Below are 19,142 nucleotides of genomic sequence, written 5' to 3'. Positions count from 1 at the left end.
TTACTTTTATAGTATGGGAATTTTTAGCGTGTTAAGGCTAGCAATAAATAAATTTTTAACTAAAGTTAGCCATCCAAATTTTTAAATGCTTTAGAAAGCTGACTAATTATTTTGATCTGTTTTGCATAACGACGGCATGATCGGCATGCCAATAAATGTAATTGCAAACTACTTTGCTCACGTAAAAACAAAGGTCTATCTTGTTTCTCAGACAAAAGTTGAGTGGCTTGTCGACATGTCAACATGAACAATCCTCCTTCAATAACCATTTATTTTCTAAGCATTCGCGTAATCGGGTACGACTTCGATACATCAACACATTAAAGTTGGAAATAGATAACTCTAGCTTGCTACAAATCTCATTAGAACTCAGCTCTATCACTTCTCTCATCATAAAAACTTGAGCATATTTGGCTGGTAAATGATCTAAGCAAGCTTCAAAAATTATCCAAAAATCTGACTGCTCTATCATTTCTTCAGGGCTTTGCCATGCTTGAGGTGCTTCATATTTATGCCAGTGTCCTGAAGCATCAAATAATTCATCAACACTGAGTTCACTTTCTTCGTCTTTAAATAATTCAGACATGGCAACCAAGCGCGACTTTTGCCGAAGTACATCAATAATTTTATTTTTTAAAATAGAAAATACCCATGTTTTGAACGCAGCTCGTCCTTTAAATGAATCTAAATGTTGAAAAGCGCTCGTTAATGCTTCTTGCACCACATCTTCAGCTTGCGCAAGTGAGGACAACTGTAAAAAAGCAAATTTAATCATTTGCTGCCTTAAATCTTGTAAAAAGGCTGGGCTATGCAGTTGATCCCCTAGATCGTCATGATGTGATGCCGCGGCTGAAGTCATCCTTGTACCTCTTTAAAATCATGGGGAATTTGAATTAATTGTAGTCGAGTTAAGAGGTTTTTGAGTTCTTGAATTTGTAGATAAATTTCAGGCTCAGACAAGTCAGTAAGTACAGAATGAATGAGTGTGAAAATATCATGGTCAGTTAACGCTATATTTTGCGTTAACTGTTCAATCAGCATAGCAAACAAAGGCGAAAGCTGTTCAATACATACTTTATCTTGTTCATCGCGCCAGACCATTACTGCACCTGGTGCAAGTTCAACTTGTTCTGGCGTCATTAAGGTCGTCCACGTATAAACGGGATATTGATAAACCAATACCCATACTTTGGTGGTTAACTGCCAAGCACAATTTTCGTGTAAAACATCATTTTCAATTTCGACAGTATCTAAATACAGTTCAAGCCATTCAAACTGCAATAACTCAGCCAACCAAGGATATTCTTGCAATATCGGATGCTGTTGCTCTGTTAAATACTCTCTAAATTCTAAAGAAATATCATTATATAAAGGTGAGCGGCTCTTACCTTTTTGAAAGAACTCTAACAGCAATTGTTGCCACTTTAATTCTGGCAACATCGCACGAGCTACCGGATAAACTAACTCAATAAATGAGCTGACATTATTAAAAAGTAAGTCCCGATAAATTTGCATTCGTTGAGCAGGAAGTGCTTGAGGTATTTCCAAATCAGGATCACGAATCCATTCACAAAACTGTCGTTGCATGGTTTGGAAGGATATTTGATTTCCCTTCATAGCCACTCTCCTGTTGTTGAATGAGTTTAATTTTGGCGAGTTCCTCTTCTAATTCTTGCCATGATGGAATATTAAAGTCGCGTTCTAATAAAGTCGGTTTTACTCCACACACTTGATAGGTATATCTCAATAGCTCCCAAACACGGTCACAAACTTCTGCCCCATGGGTATCGATTAATAAGTTCTTCTGAACTTTTTCATGCCCAGCAATATGTAAATAACGGATTCTTTCTTTTGGCATTTTCTGGATAAAACCAAATGCATCGCTACCATGATTGATACTGTTGACATAGACATTATTTACATCAAGGAGCAAATCACAGTCTGCATGTTGCATTACTTCACGGATAAATTCAGCTTCACTCATTTCGGCATTCGGCATTAAATAAGTAGAAACATTCTCTATAACTAATCTTTTTCCTAAAATATCCTGCACACGTAAAATACGTTCAGCCACATATTTAACAGCGGCTTCTGTCATCGGTATGGGCAACAAATCGTATAAATAGCCGCCGTCATTTGTATAACTTAAATGTTCAGAATAAATTGGTACATCATATTGTTCTAAAAAGTGTTTTACTTTACCTATAAATTCGAGATTAAGCGGATGCGGCCCTCCAATAGATAATGACAAGCCGTGACAAATTAACGGCGCTTTTTCAGCACACTGTGCAAGTAGTTTTGCATGTCGACCACCAAAACCTAACCAGTTTTCTGGGGCAACTTCGATAAAGTCCGGATATGTTTTTGCAGCTAGAAACGAATCTATAAAGTCACGTCTCAAACCAAGCCCCACACCATTCAACTCCATCATGGTGATTACTCCTTTTGGAAATGATGCCGACACTTACTAGAAGGCCGACATCATCCATGATTAGATTGTTTACTTGGCGCCACACTTGCCATCAGCAACTTTTTTATCTGCCCGACTATGGCTCTCTTCTTCGTCTTTAGCCAAGAAGCAAACACCTGCAAAAATAAGAATAGCGCCAGTAACTTTTGTAAATGTTAGCGGTTCATTAAACAGCCAAATCGACAAAAACATGACCGTGATGAGTTCTAAATGTGAAGCTGCAAAAGCCGGCCCTATAGGCGCATGCTTTAATAAGTTCATCCAGATAAAAAAGGCACCTATATATCCAATAAAAGCCCCATAAATCCAAGGATGTCCAAAAACTCGGAACAGCCAATCTACATCAAAAGTTAAAGGCATCGCATGAATGGAAGCTAACTTAAAACTGATTTGAGCCAATGTATCGAAGAGCATTAATATTAAAAAACCAATAATATAAAATTTTTTCATGCCCCAATCCCAACAATAGTGACACCGACCGCAATCAGAACTACACCAATTAAGCGATTTCGAGTTAGTTTTTCATTAAAGAATAAGCGCCCAGCAAGCATAATCACGACAATGTTGATACAGCCTAACATGACCCCAATAGAGAGTGGAACTAACGAGAGGAAAGCAAGCCAAACGACAAACTCAAAGATATAGCAAAAAATACCGAGCCATATCCATGGACGTTTCGCCATGAACCACCAATGCTCAAGCCCTTCATTGGTTTTACTTTCATGAGCAGCGGCCTTAAAAGCCAACTGCCCAACAGTATCAATCAAAATGGTTAGCATCCATACACTGAACACTACAATATTCATAAAAGCTCACCAATTTTTTCAGGTGAAGTTTTACGTTCGTGATGAGTTGATGGATGCTCTGACTGCTTTTTTGGATGTTGGTATTGTTCAATAAATCGAATGGATTCTTCAATGACTTGTTTACGGTCATTATCAATCGTGATCATGTGATAGCTGTTATAAAGCCAGATTAAGGTCTTAGGACCCTTCACTTTGGCATAAATTAACTCACTATTTCTTCGGTGAGCAATATCATCGTCATAGGCATGTAATAACAGACATGGAGCCGTAATATTTGATAAGTTTTTACGAACATTACGCGAAAGACGCTGTAACTGGAACAATGAATGCCACGGGTTTCCCGGTAAACCTGCTTCACTACTTTCACCGCTATTCATAGCCTGAACAATACGCGAACGTAATACCTCATTTTTGATTCCGTATGGTTCAGCTTCGTCAAAGGTATTATTACGGCAGATATTTAAATAATGAACACTCGGCAAAACAATAGGCGCAAGCACTTTTGACCACAAAGGAATGCTCCAGCCATCGTATTGAAAGGTTGGACTATAGGCAATTACGCCATCGACAGGATAAGCTGAGGCATACTTTAATGCCAATAAAGATCCCATCGATAAGCCTGCCACAAATAGCTGATCTGTATGCTCTCTTAGCTTTTCTGCGGCTGCAACTACACTATTAAACCAGTCTTCCCATCGGCTATTTACCAAATCTTCGACATCACCACAGTGTCCAGCCAACTGCACGCCATATACACTATAGCCAGCTTGATGAAGTACACGTGCAATTCCTCTCATTTCATTTGGCGTACCCGTCAAACCATGAATAAGTAAAATACCAGTTCGGTTCCCCGATAAAAAGAATGAGTTGTCTTTTATCATGTAATCACCGTCACTGGAGTGTCTATTCCAAAATCACTGCTTAATAGCTTAGCCAAGGGTTGATAAATTTCTACAAAGTTTTCAAACTTTGTATGGAAAATATGGTTTTCTCTACAATGGTCTATCAAAGATTTTTTTGCAAAAACATAATCTGCATTTCCGGCTAGACAATAGTCTGAACGCCCATCTCCAATCAAAATAATTTGATTTTGAGGTTTCTGGTTTGCAATCTTACATTTGCAAGTTCCACTTTGACTTATGCAGCTCGCTTCTTGATTTGGAAACTCGAGTCGCCATGATCTCTCACCTGTCTGAACGAGATGGTTTGCAATTACAGGCAAATGTTCCAAATTATATTTTTTTAGAATATGACGAATAACAAAATCAAGCCCATCACTTACAATCGTCAACGGAATTTTATACTGGGCAGTAATCTTTACTAATTCAATAAAGCCGAGGTCAATTTCAATTTGGTCAAGACATTGCTGCAACTCATCAATAGAGACATCTAATAGCTCAATTTGTTTTTGCATACAGACTTTGGAACCAATTTTGCCTTGCTCCCACTCTTCCTCAATTTCTTCCCAACCAGCTTTTGCATAAGTTTCAAGCAAATAGTCCGTCGTATCTTTTAAGCTGATTGTCCCATCAAAGTCACATAAAATATGCCAAGGTACAGTGTGATCTGTATAGTAATGCTGGTTGACCATGAACATAAAATGCCTCACACGAATAATTTAAGAATTTTTATAAAAAACACCGTCTGACTTTAGGTGGGAAATCTTAAAAATTTCTTTAATTAAAAATATTTCAAAAAAATATGAAAAAATGATTATATTATTCTGTAATTTACAAAATTATAGGTCGTTAATAATTTAACTCAAAAATGTTGAGCCACTTCTTAAAATAAAAAAATAATTAATAAAAATCAAAAATTTAATAAAATAAAATGTATAAACAATCAATCATTATACCTTCTTCAAAAATCTATTTTTATGCAAAATTAAAGGGTTTTAATAGAAAAATACAAAATTAAGATTTTTTTAATTTTTCATTAAGATTTGTATAAGAATTAACTTTTATATTCAAGAAAATTTTGAACAGAACACAACCAGAAAACGATTATTTTTTCACCCTAGAAAGACTGATTATGATTAAACCATTGAAAAAAATCTCCATAGCAGTAGCAATAACCAGTAGTTGTTTTTACTGCCCTGCTTATGCACAAGAAAGCTCCTCACCAGATTTAACAATGGGTTTTAACTATTCTGTAAATTTTCAAGCTTATAAAGGTCATAAAACCTATCAAACAATTTTACCTGTTTTTTTCTATGACAATGACAAATTCTATATTGAAGGCGACGATGCCGGTTATTACCTCTTCAAAGATGACAAAAATCAATTACGCCTCGATGGACACTATGATGGCAACTCATATGATCCAAGTGGTGAACTTTACTTATTAGATAAGCGCAAATGGTCTGTTCTAGCGGGTGCAAGTTATATGCGTATTACACCGTATGGCGGATTTAAAGCACGGCTTAATACCGATGTCCTGTCCCGTAGTAAAGGTACTATCTTAAGGGCTTCTTATCTTGCTGAGCTAGACAAAGGCAATTTGACCGTCTATCCGGAAGCTGGTTTCCAATGGAACAACGCAAAATATAACCAGTATTACTACGGCGTCAGTGATGCTGAAAGTAAACGCAGGTATCGCAGCATATGAACCGGGCCAGAGTATATCGCCTTTTGTGAGCATGACAGCCAACTACAAACTTTCCAAACACGTAAACGCTTTTAGTTCTGTTGAATTTAACTATCTATCAAACGAACAGTTTAAAAGTCCAATGGTAAAAAAACGCACAGATATTACACCTGCTGTGGGGCTTACCTTTACTTTTTAACTCTAACCAATTTTTTCACTCAGCCTCTGTATCTAAAACATACATACTGAAAATACCAACCGTAAAAGGAATAGAAGTATGAACAACAATCATACATTCAAGCAAGAAAGCGCTTCTGCAACTAGTTCTAATAATCGCGTTCCACTTAATGAAGCGCAACTTCTAGCAGATGAGGCAAAGTATTGTTCACACGGCGATACAGTACACTATGTAAACCCACCTAAAATTTTTACGGATTGTCAGGGCAGCTATATTTTTGATGACCAGAATATCCCCTATCTAGACTTACAAATGTGGTATTCAGCGGTTAACTTTGGTTATAAAAACCCACGTTTAGATCAAGCGCTCATCGACCAAATTCATAAACTTCCTCAAATTGCCAGCCAATATTTGCACCCAACTAAAATTGAACTCAGCAAAGTCATTGCTGAAGACATGCTTAAAAAAACAGGTGTACAAGGTCGTGTTCACTATAACGTAGGTGGTTCTCAAGCAATTGAAGATTCATTAAAGCTTGTACGTAACTTCTGCAAAGGCAAAAGCCGTATGTTTGCCTTCGAAGGTGGTTACCATGGCCGTACTTTAGGTGCATCTTCAATTACTTCAAGCTACCGCTACCGCCGCCGCTATGGTCATTTTGGTGAGCGTGCTCAGTTCATTCCATTCCCATATCCGTTCCGTCGTCCTAAAGGTATGACACCAGAAGAATATGCAGATAAGTTAGTTGCCGAATTCGCACGTCTTTTTGAAAATGAATACCACGGTGTGTGGGACCCTAAAGTTCGTGAAAGTGAATTTGCGGCTTTTTATATTGAAACAATTCAGGGTACTGGCGGTTACGTTATTCCACCGAAAAACTTCTATAAAGGCCTGAAAAAAGTTCTAGATGACCACGGTATTTTATTGGTTGTCGATGAAATCCAAATGGGCTTCTACCGTACCGGTAAACTTTGGTCTTTCGAACATTTCGATATTACGCCAGACGTTGTTGCATTTGGTAAAGCGTTGACCAACGGATTAAACCCACTTGCCGGTATTTGGGCAAAAGAAGAAATGATTAATCCTGAAACGTTCCCAGTGGGTTCAACTCACTCAACGTTTGCTTCTAACCCGCTTGGTACGGCAGTTGGTCTTGAAGTCATGAACATGTTGGCTGAAAAAGACTACGAAAAACAAATCATGGAAAGTGGTGCTTATTTCCTAGAAGGTCTAAAAGACTTGCAATCACGTCATCCAGAAATTGGTGATGTTGATGGATTAGGACTAGCATTACGTGCAGAAATTTGTCAGGCTGATGGCTTTACTCCAAACAAAGAATTGTTGGATAAAATGGTCGATATCGGTCTTTCAGGTACCCTTGAATACCAAGGTCAACAATGTGGTTTGGTGTTAGATGTAGGCGGTTATTACAAGAACGTAATTACATTCGCACCTTCACTAGAGATCTCAAGAGCCGAAATCGATCAAGCGATGGTATTACTTGACCAATTATTAGTTCGAGCTAAACGGGAAATATAAAATTAATTTATGACTATAAACCTGAATCAGTTAGAACCTCAGGCGGTGGTGGATGCTTTTTTAAAGCATCCACCTTTAAGTTTTCAGGTTCATTCGCCTAGCGATTTTTTACCTTATTTTTATACAGAGTTTGATTTATTAACGACTCTAGATACAGACCTTCTTAAAAAAATTAAATCATTACCAGGCTATCAAATCTGGGGAAAACTCCTTCATTTTAAAACGTGTTTTATCGGGACAACGGTCACAGAATACAGCTTATTACCTAATGGACTTCCTCTGGACTCAATAGCAGATTTTTTAAAAAATAATGACCAGAAAATTAAGTTAGGTATTATTAAAGATCTTCCTTTAGACTCACCTTTGCTCAGCGATCTTGAAAATAATTACAGTCAAACTTTTATTCAAGAAGCAGAAAAAAAAGGTTTTCTATCTGTAGAAGGACAAGCTTTAGCTTATGTTCCTATCGATTTTTTAAGCCGTGAAGAATATCTTTCTCGACTCTCTAAACCACGCCGTAAAAACTTTAAACGTAAACTCAAAAGTTTAAATGAATTAAACATTGAACAGTTATGTACGGGCGATGAACGCTTTAATGATCATGAGTTTAGAACATATTTATATGAACTCTATCTGGCCGTTTATCACCAAAGCGAAATACATTTTGACCTACTCAGCCCTGAGTTTTTTTCAGAAATTCTTCAAGATGTACACAGTGGCGGTAAAGTCTTTTTATATTGGGCAGATACAACCCTAGTCGGTTATAACATTTGTTATGAATACAAAGACAATCTGGTTGATAAATATATTGGTCTCAATTACCCGCTCGCAAAAGACTACAATTTATATTTTATTAGCTGGTTCGTAAATTTAGACTATGCCCTAGCCAACAACCTCAAATTTTACATCGCAGGCTGGACTGACCCTGAAGTCAAAGCTCAACTAGGGGCTAAATTTACATTTACTCGACATCTGGTATGGATACATTCACCTGCCTTACGTTTTATTTTAAAGAAATTACGTCCTTTATTTGAAGCAGATCATCAGTGGCATGTTAAACAGGAAACACGATCATGAGTTCAGTAAATAACAGAACACCTGTCGTTTTAAACTTTGATGATTCTGCTGGTGATCCTGATGATGCTGTACGCGTTGATCTCACCTCATGGCAAGAAATCATTCGCTTTGGTTGTAAATTAAAAGAGTTCGACGAGTTACGTACACATCTAAACCAACATTTACATTCAAAGTTGGGTTGTGTCCTGTTAGGTAGTGGTGATTATCACCATGTTACCCAGCTTTTACTGGAAAGATTGCCATCTGCTGAGCCAATTCATCTGATTGTCTGTGATAACCACCCTGACAATATGCGTTACCCTTTTGGTATTCACTGTGGCTCCTGGGTGTATTGGGCAAGTAAACTTCCACAAGTTGCCAGAATAGATGTACTTGGAATTAGCTCAAGTGATATTGGATGGCTACATGCAGTAGAAAACCATTGGTCACCGCTCTATAAAGGAAAGCTGCATTACTGGAGTATTCAGCAAAATGCATCATGGGTGCGTTTTACAGGCAAAAAGAAAGCATGGCAAAACTTCGATCATCCAGATGAGTTACTAACTGCATTTCTCACAGAAATAAAAGCATCGAACTTACCTGTTTATTTATCGATTGATAAGGATGTGCTGTCGAGCGAAGTCGTCATGACAAACTGGGATCAAGGTAAGTTTCTAGAGAAGCACTTACAGAGCTTGATTGAAGCGTGTAAGGGTCGATTAGTAGCTGCGGATATTACAGGTGACGTTTCAGCCTATCATTATAAAAACTACTTTAAACGGTTTTTAGCAGCTTCGGATGGGCAACAAGAACCGACTGCCGAAGAACTCTCAAACTGGCAATTAGAACAGAAAGCTCTGAACCTACGGTTAATTCATGCCATAGATTCAGCTTGGTCAGATCAATAAGAAAAATCCCACAAGCTGTGGGTTTTCTCTTAATTACTTCGCTGCGTTTACGCCAACGATAAATTGGCTACAATTCGAGCCTTCAGAAGCATTGCCTAACTGCTTTTCAGAAAACTTAAATTTTGATGCCACAGAAGCATAATCTTTCTTAAGGGTTTGACCTGTAAGCTCACCTAACTCTTTTACTTGTTCAGGCTTTAAAATCTCGTGTTTAACTGCTTGATTGACCATTACACATGCAGTGGTCATCGCATCATAACGTGCGGCAGTTTTCGAATAACCTAACGCACCGATCACACCACCAACAATTAAACCGACTACTACAGCCAAAGTTACATGCATTTTATTCATTTTAAATACCTAAAAATCAAACTAAAAACGAGCACTTTAAGAGTTTGTGCTCAAGTAGAATTAAGATAACTTCTTTTATTTGATATAAAAAGTTAGATTCTGTCAGATTTATTGATAGTTGAGTTGTCGTAAAGACATTACCATGCTCTCTGTAAGTATGGATGTTTACTCTTTCTATTCAATACATAAGAAATATCCGTGTTTGGACTTAAATTTAAAAATTAATCACATCATTTTTTGTTAGTTAGAATATTCCCATAAAAAAAAGTTTCCTCATATGAAAAAATAATTTTTCCTTTGTTAACTAGATAAACAATACAATCATCATCACTGGGATAAAAAAAATCACTCCATGCTTTTATAAGTATACTTGATGGAATAATTGCACAATTACTCCTTCCCCAAAAAAAAATTAATAATTCAGTTGGTTGCAATTTTTGAACAAAAAAATCTCTCGACTTATCATCTTCATCAAAATCCAAATCTTTTTTTTCAGCTAGTAAAAAATAATTTTCTTTAATTTCCATCAGGTTATTAAACGAAAATAAAGAATCCCAAAGTTTTTTTGACTCATCTTTTATCAAGAAAATAATTTTATATTTATCCTCATCTGATAAAGAACAATCAACTGAATTAAAACGCCATGTTATGGGATATTTCTTTTCATCAAAAATTAATGTTTGATTATTCATCATAAAAACACTCCACTCCCCAATCATTTAGTGCTACTATCTTTAATGTAATCACTAAATTTTACATATAGAATATTATACGGAGTTTAGATATCTTTTAATGATGCTCTAACCCTCTCCATCATAATAAACAGAAATACCCTGAAATATCAATCCACTCAATTCTACAGAAAAATTAAATTTCCCATTTTTTGACTTTATAATAATGCCATTATCAGTCTTTTTAACATTTAATTCTTTATAACCATTAAGCAACCACTCAGTTATCAAAACATCTCCGGTTATTTTCCCTTTAGTTTTAATAACAATAGTATTATAATCAACACCCCAAACTCCATATTTCTCAACAGAAATATCTGGTTCTTTATTCACATGAAATTCGATATCACAGTACCCTGACAAGTCAATACTAAATCTCCCTATTAAGATAGAGGAAGTTATATCACCAGAATACAATTTCTTTAAAAAAACATTATTAGTCATTTCATCAATAATCATAAATTAACTACCACCTTTAGGTTTAAAGTATTGTAATACCTATATCTTAGGAGGATGGATATTTAATTGATAATTAAAGTTGATTTCTAACTTTTCATAACCGAACTCATGACCATTAACAATATTTTGCTGGGTTAAACGTCCCATCGTATCGTAATGTTGTTCTTGGCTAATTCCGTTGGCATAGTGACGTACAATTTCACGGTGTAAATCATCACGCTCAAAGCTAATAAGGTCTTGACCATTCACTATTAAACTTTGTACATGACCGCTACCATACGAAACACTATTAATGTTTTGGTATCCCAAGAAATTTATTTCAAGTTCAAATTTATTAACAATATCTACAATTTTTTGTTTACTACGTAGATATAAGTTTTATCAGTATCTCTAACAATATAATTAGACAAGTAGATTTTTTAAGAGCTCAAAAATCATTCTATTAAACATCTTATTTTAAAGTAGTACTTCAAATATATAGAAGTACTACTTTTAATTTTGGAATACCCTTTATACCTTAACCATAAAAAAATTCTAAAAAATAGTCTACATCCAATACTACATTTTCTTTTATAAGGGTTTTCTTTAGTTCTTCTAAGAAACCTGTCTTATATCCTCCATTTTCACCTCTAGGGTTAGAGTCATATAAATCAATAATTAAATTTTGTATAACATTAATTTGCAAAAAAAATCAAATAAATTTTTAGCAATGATATGTAATTCATCGCCTGAAATACATGCTCCTATCTCGCCACTATTATGATTTATGTATACAATATTTACATCATGCTGTGTTAAGAATACTGTAGCACTTTCCCCATCGAATATATCTTCAAACATATATTGAATATTGTCTAACGAATCTTTTCCTAAAAAATCATTTATATTCCCTCCTAGATCAATATTAAAATCATTTTCAGGAATACAACTTAAATAGCTTTTAAACAGATCATCATTAACAGAATTAACCTGATTAATAAGGAATCCTTCACCATAAATTATTTCATTACATTCACCAACTTCCTCTAATAATTTTTTAAAACAAACTTGCACTATTAAGACTCCCTATTTAATACAATTAAATAGTATCAAATATTTTATCTAAAAATCATTAAAACCCAACACAAAAACTAAAAATATTTAAAGGGATATCTTTCATATAAACCTTCATTAATAGAATTGACTAATTTCTTAAATTGATCTTGTTCAACTTTATTAAGCTCTTCGTTTATATCCAATTCTTCTTCAAGTTGTTGATAAGAAAATGCCATTTTAAGAAAGTCTTCAAAAGTAATTCTCATATCTATAAACTGATTAATATTCAAATACTCCCCTTGGTTATGGTCATAAAACAAGATATTATTTTTTTCCTTACCTATAAACCATTCATCACCTTGACCGGTACGACCAATTATCCAAACTTTCTCACTAATTTCAGGATAATTTTCATGAAGATATTGATTTTCTTTTAATGCTGTTTCGTACCCCAAAATTATAATATCAGGTGTAATTTCTATTTCTCTATATTTACCTAAAAAAGATAAATAATTATCATCGAGCTGAGGTAGTTTGCCAAATTTCTTTATTTCGCTAGTTCTTTCAAATAATTTCGCTTTAATTTCTTGATCTGTCAACCTTGTCCCGCGCGCAAAGCTCCCCATTGGTCCGTACGCAGTTCAAAACCCTCTCCGCGGTCTTCACCTTCCGCTTTATCTTTAGGATGACTGAGTTTCCCCAGATTTAACTGGCTTGCACCATGACTGCTTTGTAGCTGGGTACTAATTTGGCCCGGGGTATCATCAAATCTGAGTTGTCCAAAACCACCACCCGACACTTCTTTGGAACGGATACCACTCAGCTTTTTAGTATCGGGAAGTTTACCTTTGTTATCAAACTTGGTTGGATGACGCTGTGCCTCATGAATTCGGCCCATCACAAATGGTCGGTCTATATCACCATTAAAGAAGTCAATAACGACAATTTCACCAACACGCGGTAAAAAACGCGCACCATAACCTTCTCCAGCCCACGGCGTTAAAACGTCAATCCAAGCTGAATCGGTGTCATTATTATTGGCTCCTGCACCCCCATCATGGCTATGATCATCACTACGGGTAAACAGGAAACGGACTTTAATACGTCCCCATTCATCTACATAAATTTCTTCACCTTCAGGACCCACCACTTTTGCGCGTTGTGGATGAGTAACCGGACTATGAGTTTGTGGGTTATAAGCTGGCGTTGTTGGAATATGACGACGTTGTAAAATCAACTGATTCGCTTGGCGTTCATCACTGTTCTCGGGGTTTTGTATTGACCAGTTACTTTTCGCCAATAGACCATTAATTTGGTCATTTAAGTCTTTAGGTAAGTTATTCTGATTAAAGAAATTTTTAGAAACAATCAAAAAGCTTTTATCTGAGCCTTCATGCTGGTCTATTTCTGGGTGTTCATTGAGTTCGAAATAGTAACCCACATAGGCATCGCGGACTGTCGTTTGCGCAATAAAGCGTTTAGACTGTGCATCGTAATAATTGTTGAGGTTCTGGTTTAAGCGTTCAACTTGTTGATTTCCAGATTTAGTTACACCATCCTCACCCTTTAAGTCACCAGTCCATGCAGGCGCATAGTTCCAAGCTTGCTCTAAGCCAAGTGTAGCATTGTCATATTGTTCACTATGCTGATGCTTACTTTGAACGCTTCCAACTCCTTCTTCTTGTTCTAATATTTCTGCTTGCCAACGTTGTATATGCATAACGTTCGGTTGAAGAGAACGTTCGGCAGTTAGGCGAGTCATACTGTCGTATTGCTCCACTGCACTACTACGATGGTAACGAATCGTTTTACGGTCTAAGGGCTGATATTCACTATTGGCATCAATCAACCTGAGTTTCTGAGCTTGAATAGATGTATCGGTACTTGGAACAATATGCTGAGCTTCATCAATCAGCCAGTTAATCCCTTCACTACGAAGTAAGCGTGTGAGAAAGTCCCAATCACTTTCGTTATGTTGCATAACAAAAGGACGAACATCATAAGTTTTTGTTAAACCACTTAAATCTAAACTTAAACTTGCAGCAAATAGCGGATTTTTAACTTGCCATTCTTTAAAGAGTATTTCCCATATTTCAACGACGCTTTTATTCATAAATACGCGCGAATTGCGACGATATTTCCATAATGCGGTTGGGTCTTCTAAGGTCAGCTTATATAAAGTTAGACTGCCATCTGACTGGCCCTGTTGAGCATGAGTAATAATGCCTGTAACGCGAGTTAATTCACCTCGCTCCGTCACTATATCTACAGCGGCCTGACTGCCAATGAAAGATTTTAGTTGAATCGTTGCATTAGTTGATAGGCATAAAAGTTCTGCTTTTAAACCATCATTGAGTGCATGTACACCATCAATTCTTTGCAGAAATACTTGGTCATTCAATATCGGAGAAGTAAATTGAATGTGAATAGCACGTTTCTGTGGGCTAATGCCCAAACTATCTAAAACTTGATGAATACTGTTCAACATCTTTATAGGACTGAATTATATTTAGCATTATTTTACAAAGCACGTACAGATCTGTCCATTTAATTAATAATTAATTTTACATTTAAATTAACTATAAAAAATTATTCTATCTACTCGAATATTTTTCTAACGGAGCAAGATCAAATAATTTTTTAATTTTTCTATATTAAACCTTATTTATAAAGTATTAATTATTAAAAATAGAACAATAAATCAATTACTTAAAAATGTATAAGCAATAAATAAACTTATACATTTCGTTTGTTAGGTCAGATTGCAAAAATATCACAATCCTATGTTATATATAGCATTTTTTAATTTCAACATAAGTATTCTTTTATAAAAAAATACATCTAAAAATATTTTTACTGATAGATTTATTCTAAAATAATTTAGAAATTTTAAATTATAATTAGAAACAATTTTTAACATTTCTTAACACTCCTTTAAGTCTGACTAAAATGTATTAAAACTCGCTCAATTCTTCCTTCTCTTACATCTGAATTATCTGAACTTAAAAGCTGAATAATGGCGCCTTCAATCATATATAAAAACAATTTGGCATCATGAAATGAAGCATCAGTGTTAACTATTCTAAGCTGGCTATAAATTTCATTGGTCAGCCAAGTTCTGTATTTAATAGCGATTTGGTAAGCGTTTGAATAAGTATTCTTAGTTTCAAAAATGGCTTTAAATAATAGATAGTACGGCCCTTCTAAATCGATATGTAAGTTATATAGTTTGTTGAGTTTATCTGTCACGCTTGTGTTGTGGTCATATTCAACCATTGCAACAACTTTGTCTTGTAGCCGTTCTTTTTGTACTAGTAGACAGATTTCAATAAACCGCGCTTTAGACTGAAAATAATGATAAAAAGTCATTTTTGTAATTTCAGACTCTTTCACAATTCTATCTACACCGACGAGATGGAATCCGTGATGATGAAATAAATCAATTCCCTTATTTACAACTTTTAAAGCACGTGTAGAAAGTACTAAAGGTGACATAGTTTTACCGTTATAAATTCTTGTTGTTTCTAAATGAGATACTTTTTTGGGAGAAAAAAGGCACAGCAAAGCCGTAAAGACTGTGCTTGGCACATCTCAAGTTTTATTGTTGATACAAATTTTTGAGCCGTAATGACTTAAAGTCTGAAAACCCAAAAGGCTATCAAACTGTTTAAAGATGATTTAAGTGGTGTCGTTATAGCTTTTGGCATAGGCTGCCAAGAAATAATGGATGTGCAAAGCCAACTCCTTTTTATTGGGAGTTCTGCCAGACATTAAAATTATGGTGGCAGAACGAAAGGGGGTTAGCAGACTGGCCGAAAAAACCCAGCACACCCGAAGGTGTCCCCCTCCCGTTCTGAACTGCACCCCATAAGTTAGACTTTTTAAACTTATGAGGTGTGCCCTATGCCAATTCCGAAGCATTCAAAAGAGTTAAAATTAAAAGTCATTCAAGCTTATTTAGATGGAAGTAAAGGATATAAAATCCTTTCACAAGAATTTAATGTTGATCTCCAAACCATCCGCTTATGGATTGAAAACTATAAGGCACAAGGTGAAGATGGCCTGAATGTTAAAACTAAAAAAACCTACTACTCTTCCGAATTTAAAATCAAGGCTGTACAAATGCTTCTTGATAAGATACCGGTAAGAGAAGTTAGAAGACGGTTAAATCTGAGCGGGACGTCAATTTTAAGAAGGTGGCTCGCTCAGTATCATAAAGAAGGGATTGCCGGGTTTAATACTACGAGGATTTATACCAATATGGTTAAACAACATAAAACCAAAATAACTAAACCTATAAAAGAAGACAAAGATAAATCTCAACAGGAGCTCATTGATGAAGTGACTGCTTTACGAGCAGAGGTTGCCTTTTTAAAAAAGCTAAAAGCCTTAAAACTGAAGCAACGTACTTAAATACACTTTGTACTGCAGACACTGTTCAGGTTATTTCAGAATTAAGGCAAATTTATCCATTAAAACTCTTACTCAGTATTGCAAAGATTGCTCGTAGTACTTATTTCTATCACATGAAAGCTGTACGCTCTAATGACAAATATACTGAGTTAAAACAGCAGATTAAGTCCATATATCACAAGCATAAGGGATGCTATGGCTATCGTAGAATTACTCTTGCCCTGAAAAGTACAGGAATAATAATCAACCATAAATGTGTATATCGCCTTATGAAAACCATGGGACTTAAATCACGTATCAGAGCATTGAAATATCGCTCATATAAAAGTGGTTGTGTCGGGACGGTGGCTGATAACATTATGCAACGGCAATTTAAAGCGAACCATCCCAACCAGAAATGGGCAACTGATGTGACGGAATTTAATGTTAACGGTGAAAAACTTTATCTATCACCAATTATAGATTTGTTTAATGGGGAAATTATTACTTTCCGGATCCAACGTAAACTCAATTATGAGTTAGTGAAAGATATGCTCATTCATGCCTTAGCTAAACTTAAGCGACATGAGAAACCAATTCTCCATTCAGATCAAGGATGGCAATATCAAATGGCTCATTACCAACAGCAATTAAAGCAACATGGTTTAATTCAAAGTATGTCTCGTAAAGGAAATTGCTTAGATAATGCTGTAATAGAAAGCTTCTTTGGAATATTAAAATCGGAATGCTTTCATGGAGAAAAATTTCAATCAATTGATGAATTAGAGAAAACGATACGAGAATACATTCATTATTATAATCATGAGAGAATCAAGGTGAAGCTACAAGGTTTATCCCCGGTACAATATAGAAACCAGTTTATAAAAACTGCTTAACTAACTGTCCAACTTTATGGGGTCAGATCATTCCGCCGCAGAGGGGGCACGAGGGTTCGTCACTAAAAGATTGCTCTTTTAATGCTTTTCGGAACGGTCTGCTAAAACCGACTGGCAATGTGGCCAGCAGGCAAAGAATAGTGTCCAAGTCTCTTGCCGTCAAGCACACAAAATGACATTTGCTTTAAATTAGATCATTAAAAAAGTAAGGCTAAATAATTTAGCTTTATTATTAAAATTTGGTTTATAAAATCGAAGAAATTTATATAGATATATGATTTTTGATAGGTCAAAATGAACGTTTATTTTTAAAGACATTTATAAAAAATTATAGATGAGACCGAGTATAAGAGGACATTGAATGAAGAACTTTCTAACTAAGAAAATGTACGCGTCTAGAGCTTTATTTTTTGCTGTAGGCGTTATGGCTTTAAATGTGTCCCCTATTGTTGTTTCTACTGCTCATGCAGCAGCAGAACAAAAAATAGATACTTTATCTAGTAAGCTTTCATCAATTTTTGCAGATAAACCCATAGAAGCTTCTTTATTTAGCTCTCAATTTTTAGGACAAGTTTCCATCACACAAATTCAAAAAATCGTTGATGACTTAAAAGTATCTTTAGGCACTCTTAAAAGTATTAATGTTTCTAATGGTTCAGGAACGATTGATTTTGAAAAAGGAGAATTACCTGTTTCAATTAGCTTAGATCAGCAAGGGCAAATTAGTACCCTTTGGTTTAGCGCACCTCATTTTAAGATAGTAAGCTTAGATGAAACAGTCAAAGGTTTACATGAAAATGCAGTCGGTAAAACCTCTCTTTTAGTTGTTGTAGATAACAAACCTGTGATTGTTGAAAATGATAAAACCCCTATGGCTGTAGGCTCGACTTTTAAGTTACTCGTTTTAAAAGCATATGAAGATGCGATAAAAAAAGGCGAATTAAAAAGAGAAACTATTGTTTCTTTAAAAGAAAAAAATCGCTCATTACCAACAGGAGTTTTACAAAACCTACCTGCTGGTACACCTGTAAATCTCGAGCTTCTCGCGCAGTTAATGATACAAATTAGCGATAACACAGCGACCGATAGCCTTATAGAGGTATTAAAAAAGCCTCGTATAGAAGCGTTGTCACCTAGAAACTCTCCTATGCTGACCACACGAGAACTATTTCAACTGATTGATTCGAGTAATGAACAGCTCAGAAATAAGTTTAAAACAGGTACAAAATCGGCTCGTTTAGAAGTGCTCTCTGAGCTAGATAAACTGCCATTACCAAGTGTGAGTAGCATTGGAAAATCGGCTACTTGGCAAGATGCTGAATGGTATATGTCAGCCAATGAGATTTGTCCTCTTCTTGAAAGTGTTCAAAATGCCCCTGCTCTGAACAGTTCTTTAAATCCACTGTTTAAAAATTTAAATTGGCAAAAAATTGGTTTTAAAGGTGGTTCCGAATACGGCGTGATTAACTTTTCAGTAATTGGAAACACTCAAAAAGGCCATAAAGTTTGTGCAGTATTTACCGCAAATGGAAATGAGCCACAACCTGAGTCAAAACTAGCAATATTATTTACAAGCTTACTTCAAGCAGTTGATTCTATAAATCCTTAACTATAAAGACCCATCATGACTAGAAGACTTTTAGTAACGCCTTATGAGGGGTTGTTTTTGATTTGGAGTTATTCAGAAAAGAATCGTAAAAGTATTTTAATTAAACTGAACAATAGATAGAAATTC

The 19,142-nt window shown here is 35.5% G+C and carries 17 protein-coding genes and 5 pseudogenes; 6 read left to right on the top strand and 16 right to left on the bottom strand.

Translation table 11 applies throughout. The features are described from left to right. Positions 1–65: 65 nt before the first annotated feature. From CSB87_RS16680 to CSB87_RS16645, 8 genes are all read right to left on the bottom strand, one after another. Entirely contained in the window at positions 66–245 is a 180-nt protein-coding gene (locus CSB87_RS16680; protein WP_004887863.1) for a zf-HC2 domain-containing protein, read from the bottom strand. Next, a complete protein-coding gene (locus CSB87_RS16675) occupies positions 239–859 on the bottom strand; it encodes an RNA polymerase factor sigma-70 (RefSeq protein WP_004887864.1) in 621 nt (206 codons plus the stop codon). Before CSB87_RS16675 ends, CSB87_RS16680 begins: the two co-directional genes overlap by 7 nt. Beyond that, a complete protein-coding gene (locus CSB87_RS16670; protein WP_004887865.1) occupies positions 856–1,617 on the bottom strand; it encodes a DNA-binding domain-containing protein in 762 nt (253 codons plus the stop codon). Before CSB87_RS16670 ends, CSB87_RS16675 begins: the two co-directional genes overlap by 4 nt. Beyond that, positions 1,568–2,431 (bottom strand): DUF692 domain-containing protein, encoded by an 864-nt coding sequence (locus tag CSB87_RS16665; protein ID WP_004887866.1) that lies wholly within the window; start codon positions 2,429–2,431, stop codon positions 1,568–1,570. The genes CSB87_RS16670 and CSB87_RS16665 overlap by 50 nt, the downstream gene beginning before the upstream one ends. Before the next feature lie 69 nt (positions 2,432–2,500). Next, positions 2,501–2,920 (bottom strand): DMT family transporter, encoded by a 420-nt coding sequence (locus CSB87_RS16660; RefSeq protein WP_004887867.1) that lies wholly within the window; start codon positions 2,918–2,920, stop codon positions 2,501–2,503. Beyond that, entirely contained in the window at positions 2,917–3,276 is a 360-nt protein-coding gene (locus CSB87_RS16655) for an EamA family transporter (protein WP_002048441.1), read from the bottom strand. The genes CSB87_RS16660 and CSB87_RS16655 overlap by 4 nt, the downstream gene beginning before the upstream one ends. After that, positions 3,273–4,157: an alpha/beta hydrolase gene (locus tag CSB87_RS16650; RefSeq protein ID WP_004709626.1), complete on the bottom strand. Its 885-nt coding sequence runs from the start codon at positions 4,155–4,157 to the stop codon at positions 3,273–3,275. The genes CSB87_RS16655 and CSB87_RS16650 overlap by 4 nt, the downstream gene beginning before the upstream one ends. Continuing rightward, a complete protein-coding gene (locus CSB87_RS16645; RefSeq protein ID WP_004709628.1) occupies positions 4,154–4,873 on the bottom strand; it encodes an MtnX-like HAD-IB family phosphatase in 720 nt (239 codons plus the stop codon). Before CSB87_RS16645 ends, CSB87_RS16650 begins: the two co-directional genes overlap by 4 nt. A 434-nt stretch (positions 4,874–5,307) precedes the next feature. Here CSB87_RS16645 and CSB87_RS20175 point away from each other — a divergent pair. The 4 genes and pseudogenes from CSB87_RS20175 (at position 5,308) to CSB87_RS16625 (ending at position 9,543) form a co-directional block, all read left to right on the top strand. Further along, positions 5,308–6,061 (top strand): annotated as a pseudogene (locus CSB87_RS20175) (MipA/OmpV family protein). A gap of 78 nt (positions 6,062–6,139) precedes the next feature. Further along, the gene (locus tag CSB87_RS16635; RefSeq protein ID WP_004887872.1) at positions 6,140–7,579 is read left to right on the top strand and encodes an aspartate aminotransferase family protein; all 1,440 of its coding nucleotides are present in this window, start codon (positions 6,140–6,142) and stop codon (positions 7,577–7,579) included. A gap of 9 nt (positions 7,580–7,588) precedes the next feature. Beyond that, entirely contained in the window at positions 7,589–8,656 is a 1,068-nt protein-coding gene (locus tag CSB87_RS16630) for a GNAT family N-acetyltransferase (protein ID WP_004887875.1), read from the top strand. Continuing rightward, positions 8,653–9,543 (top strand): hypothetical protein, encoded by an 891-nt coding sequence (locus CSB87_RS16625; protein WP_004887876.1) that lies wholly within the window; start codon positions 8,653–8,655, stop codon positions 9,541–9,543. Before CSB87_RS16630 ends, CSB87_RS16625 begins: the two co-directional genes overlap by 4 nt. A 33-nt stretch (positions 9,544–9,576) precedes the next feature. Here the strand turns inward: CSB87_RS16625 and CSB87_RS16620 are convergent, their stop codons facing one another. From CSB87_RS16620 to CSB87_RS16585, 8 genes and pseudogenes are all read right to left on the bottom strand, one after another. After that, a complete protein-coding gene (locus tag CSB87_RS16620) occupies positions 9,577–9,894 on the bottom strand; it encodes a hypothetical protein (protein ID WP_004887878.1) in 318 nt (105 codons plus the stop codon). A gap of 230 nt (positions 9,895–10,124) precedes the next feature. After that, positions 10,125–10,589 (bottom strand): hypothetical protein, encoded by a 465-nt coding sequence (locus CSB87_RS16615; RefSeq protein ID WP_020992204.1) that lies wholly within the window; start codon positions 10,587–10,589, stop codon positions 10,125–10,127. Between the two features lie 105 nt (positions 10,590–10,694). Beyond that, positions 10,695–11,084, bottom strand: coding sequence for a hypothetical protein (locus CSB87_RS16610; RefSeq protein ID WP_004887883.1), 390 nt, complete (start codon positions 11,082–11,084; stop codon positions 10,695–10,697). A gap of 84 nt (positions 11,085–11,168) precedes the next feature. Further along, positions 11,169–11,369 (bottom strand): annotated as a pseudogene (locus CSB87_RS16605) (hypothetical protein); the annotation flags it as partial. Between the two features lie 232 nt (positions 11,370–11,601). Continuing rightward, positions 11,602–12,137, bottom strand: a pseudogene (locus CSB87_RS16600) (hypothetical protein). 77 nt (positions 12,138–12,214) lie between these two features. Then, positions 12,215–12,745: a hypothetical protein gene (locus CSB87_RS16595; RefSeq protein ID WP_004887888.1), complete on the bottom strand. Its 531-nt coding sequence runs from the start codon at positions 12,743–12,745 to the stop codon at positions 12,215–12,217. Next, a pseudogene (locus CSB87_RS16590) lies at positions 12,718–14,607 on the bottom strand (type VI secretion system Vgr family protein); the annotation flags it as partial. The pseudogene CSB87_RS16590 and the gene CSB87_RS16595, both read right to left, overlap by 28 nt. Positions 14,608–15,053: 446 nt before the next feature. Further along, positions 15,054–15,614 carry a TetR/AcrR family transcriptional regulator gene (locus CSB87_RS16585; protein ID WP_004887894.1) on the bottom strand — a complete coding sequence of 187 codons (561 nt, stop codon included), beginning with the start codon at positions 15,612–15,614 and terminating at the stop codon, positions 15,054–15,056. 414 nt (positions 15,615–16,028) lie between these two features. Here CSB87_RS16585 and CSB87_RS20300 point away from each other — a divergent pair. Beyond that, positions 16,029–17,407: pseudogene (locus CSB87_RS20300) on the top strand (IS3 family transposase). A gap of 361 nt (positions 17,408–17,768) precedes the next feature. Continuing rightward, entirely contained in the window at positions 17,769–19,016 is a 1,248-nt protein-coding gene (locus CSB87_RS16570; protein ID WP_004887896.1) for a serine hydrolase, read from the top strand. Positions 19,017–19,142: the final 126 nt, after the last annotated feature.

This window comes from Acinetobacter sp. AR_0276 (assembly GCF_003000705.1).
Taxonomy (GTDB): Bacteria; Pseudomonadota; Gammaproteobacteria; order Pseudomonadales; family Moraxellaceae; genus Acinetobacter; species Acinetobacter nosocomialis.
This window is presented reverse-complemented; position numbering and strand designations above follow the sequence as displayed.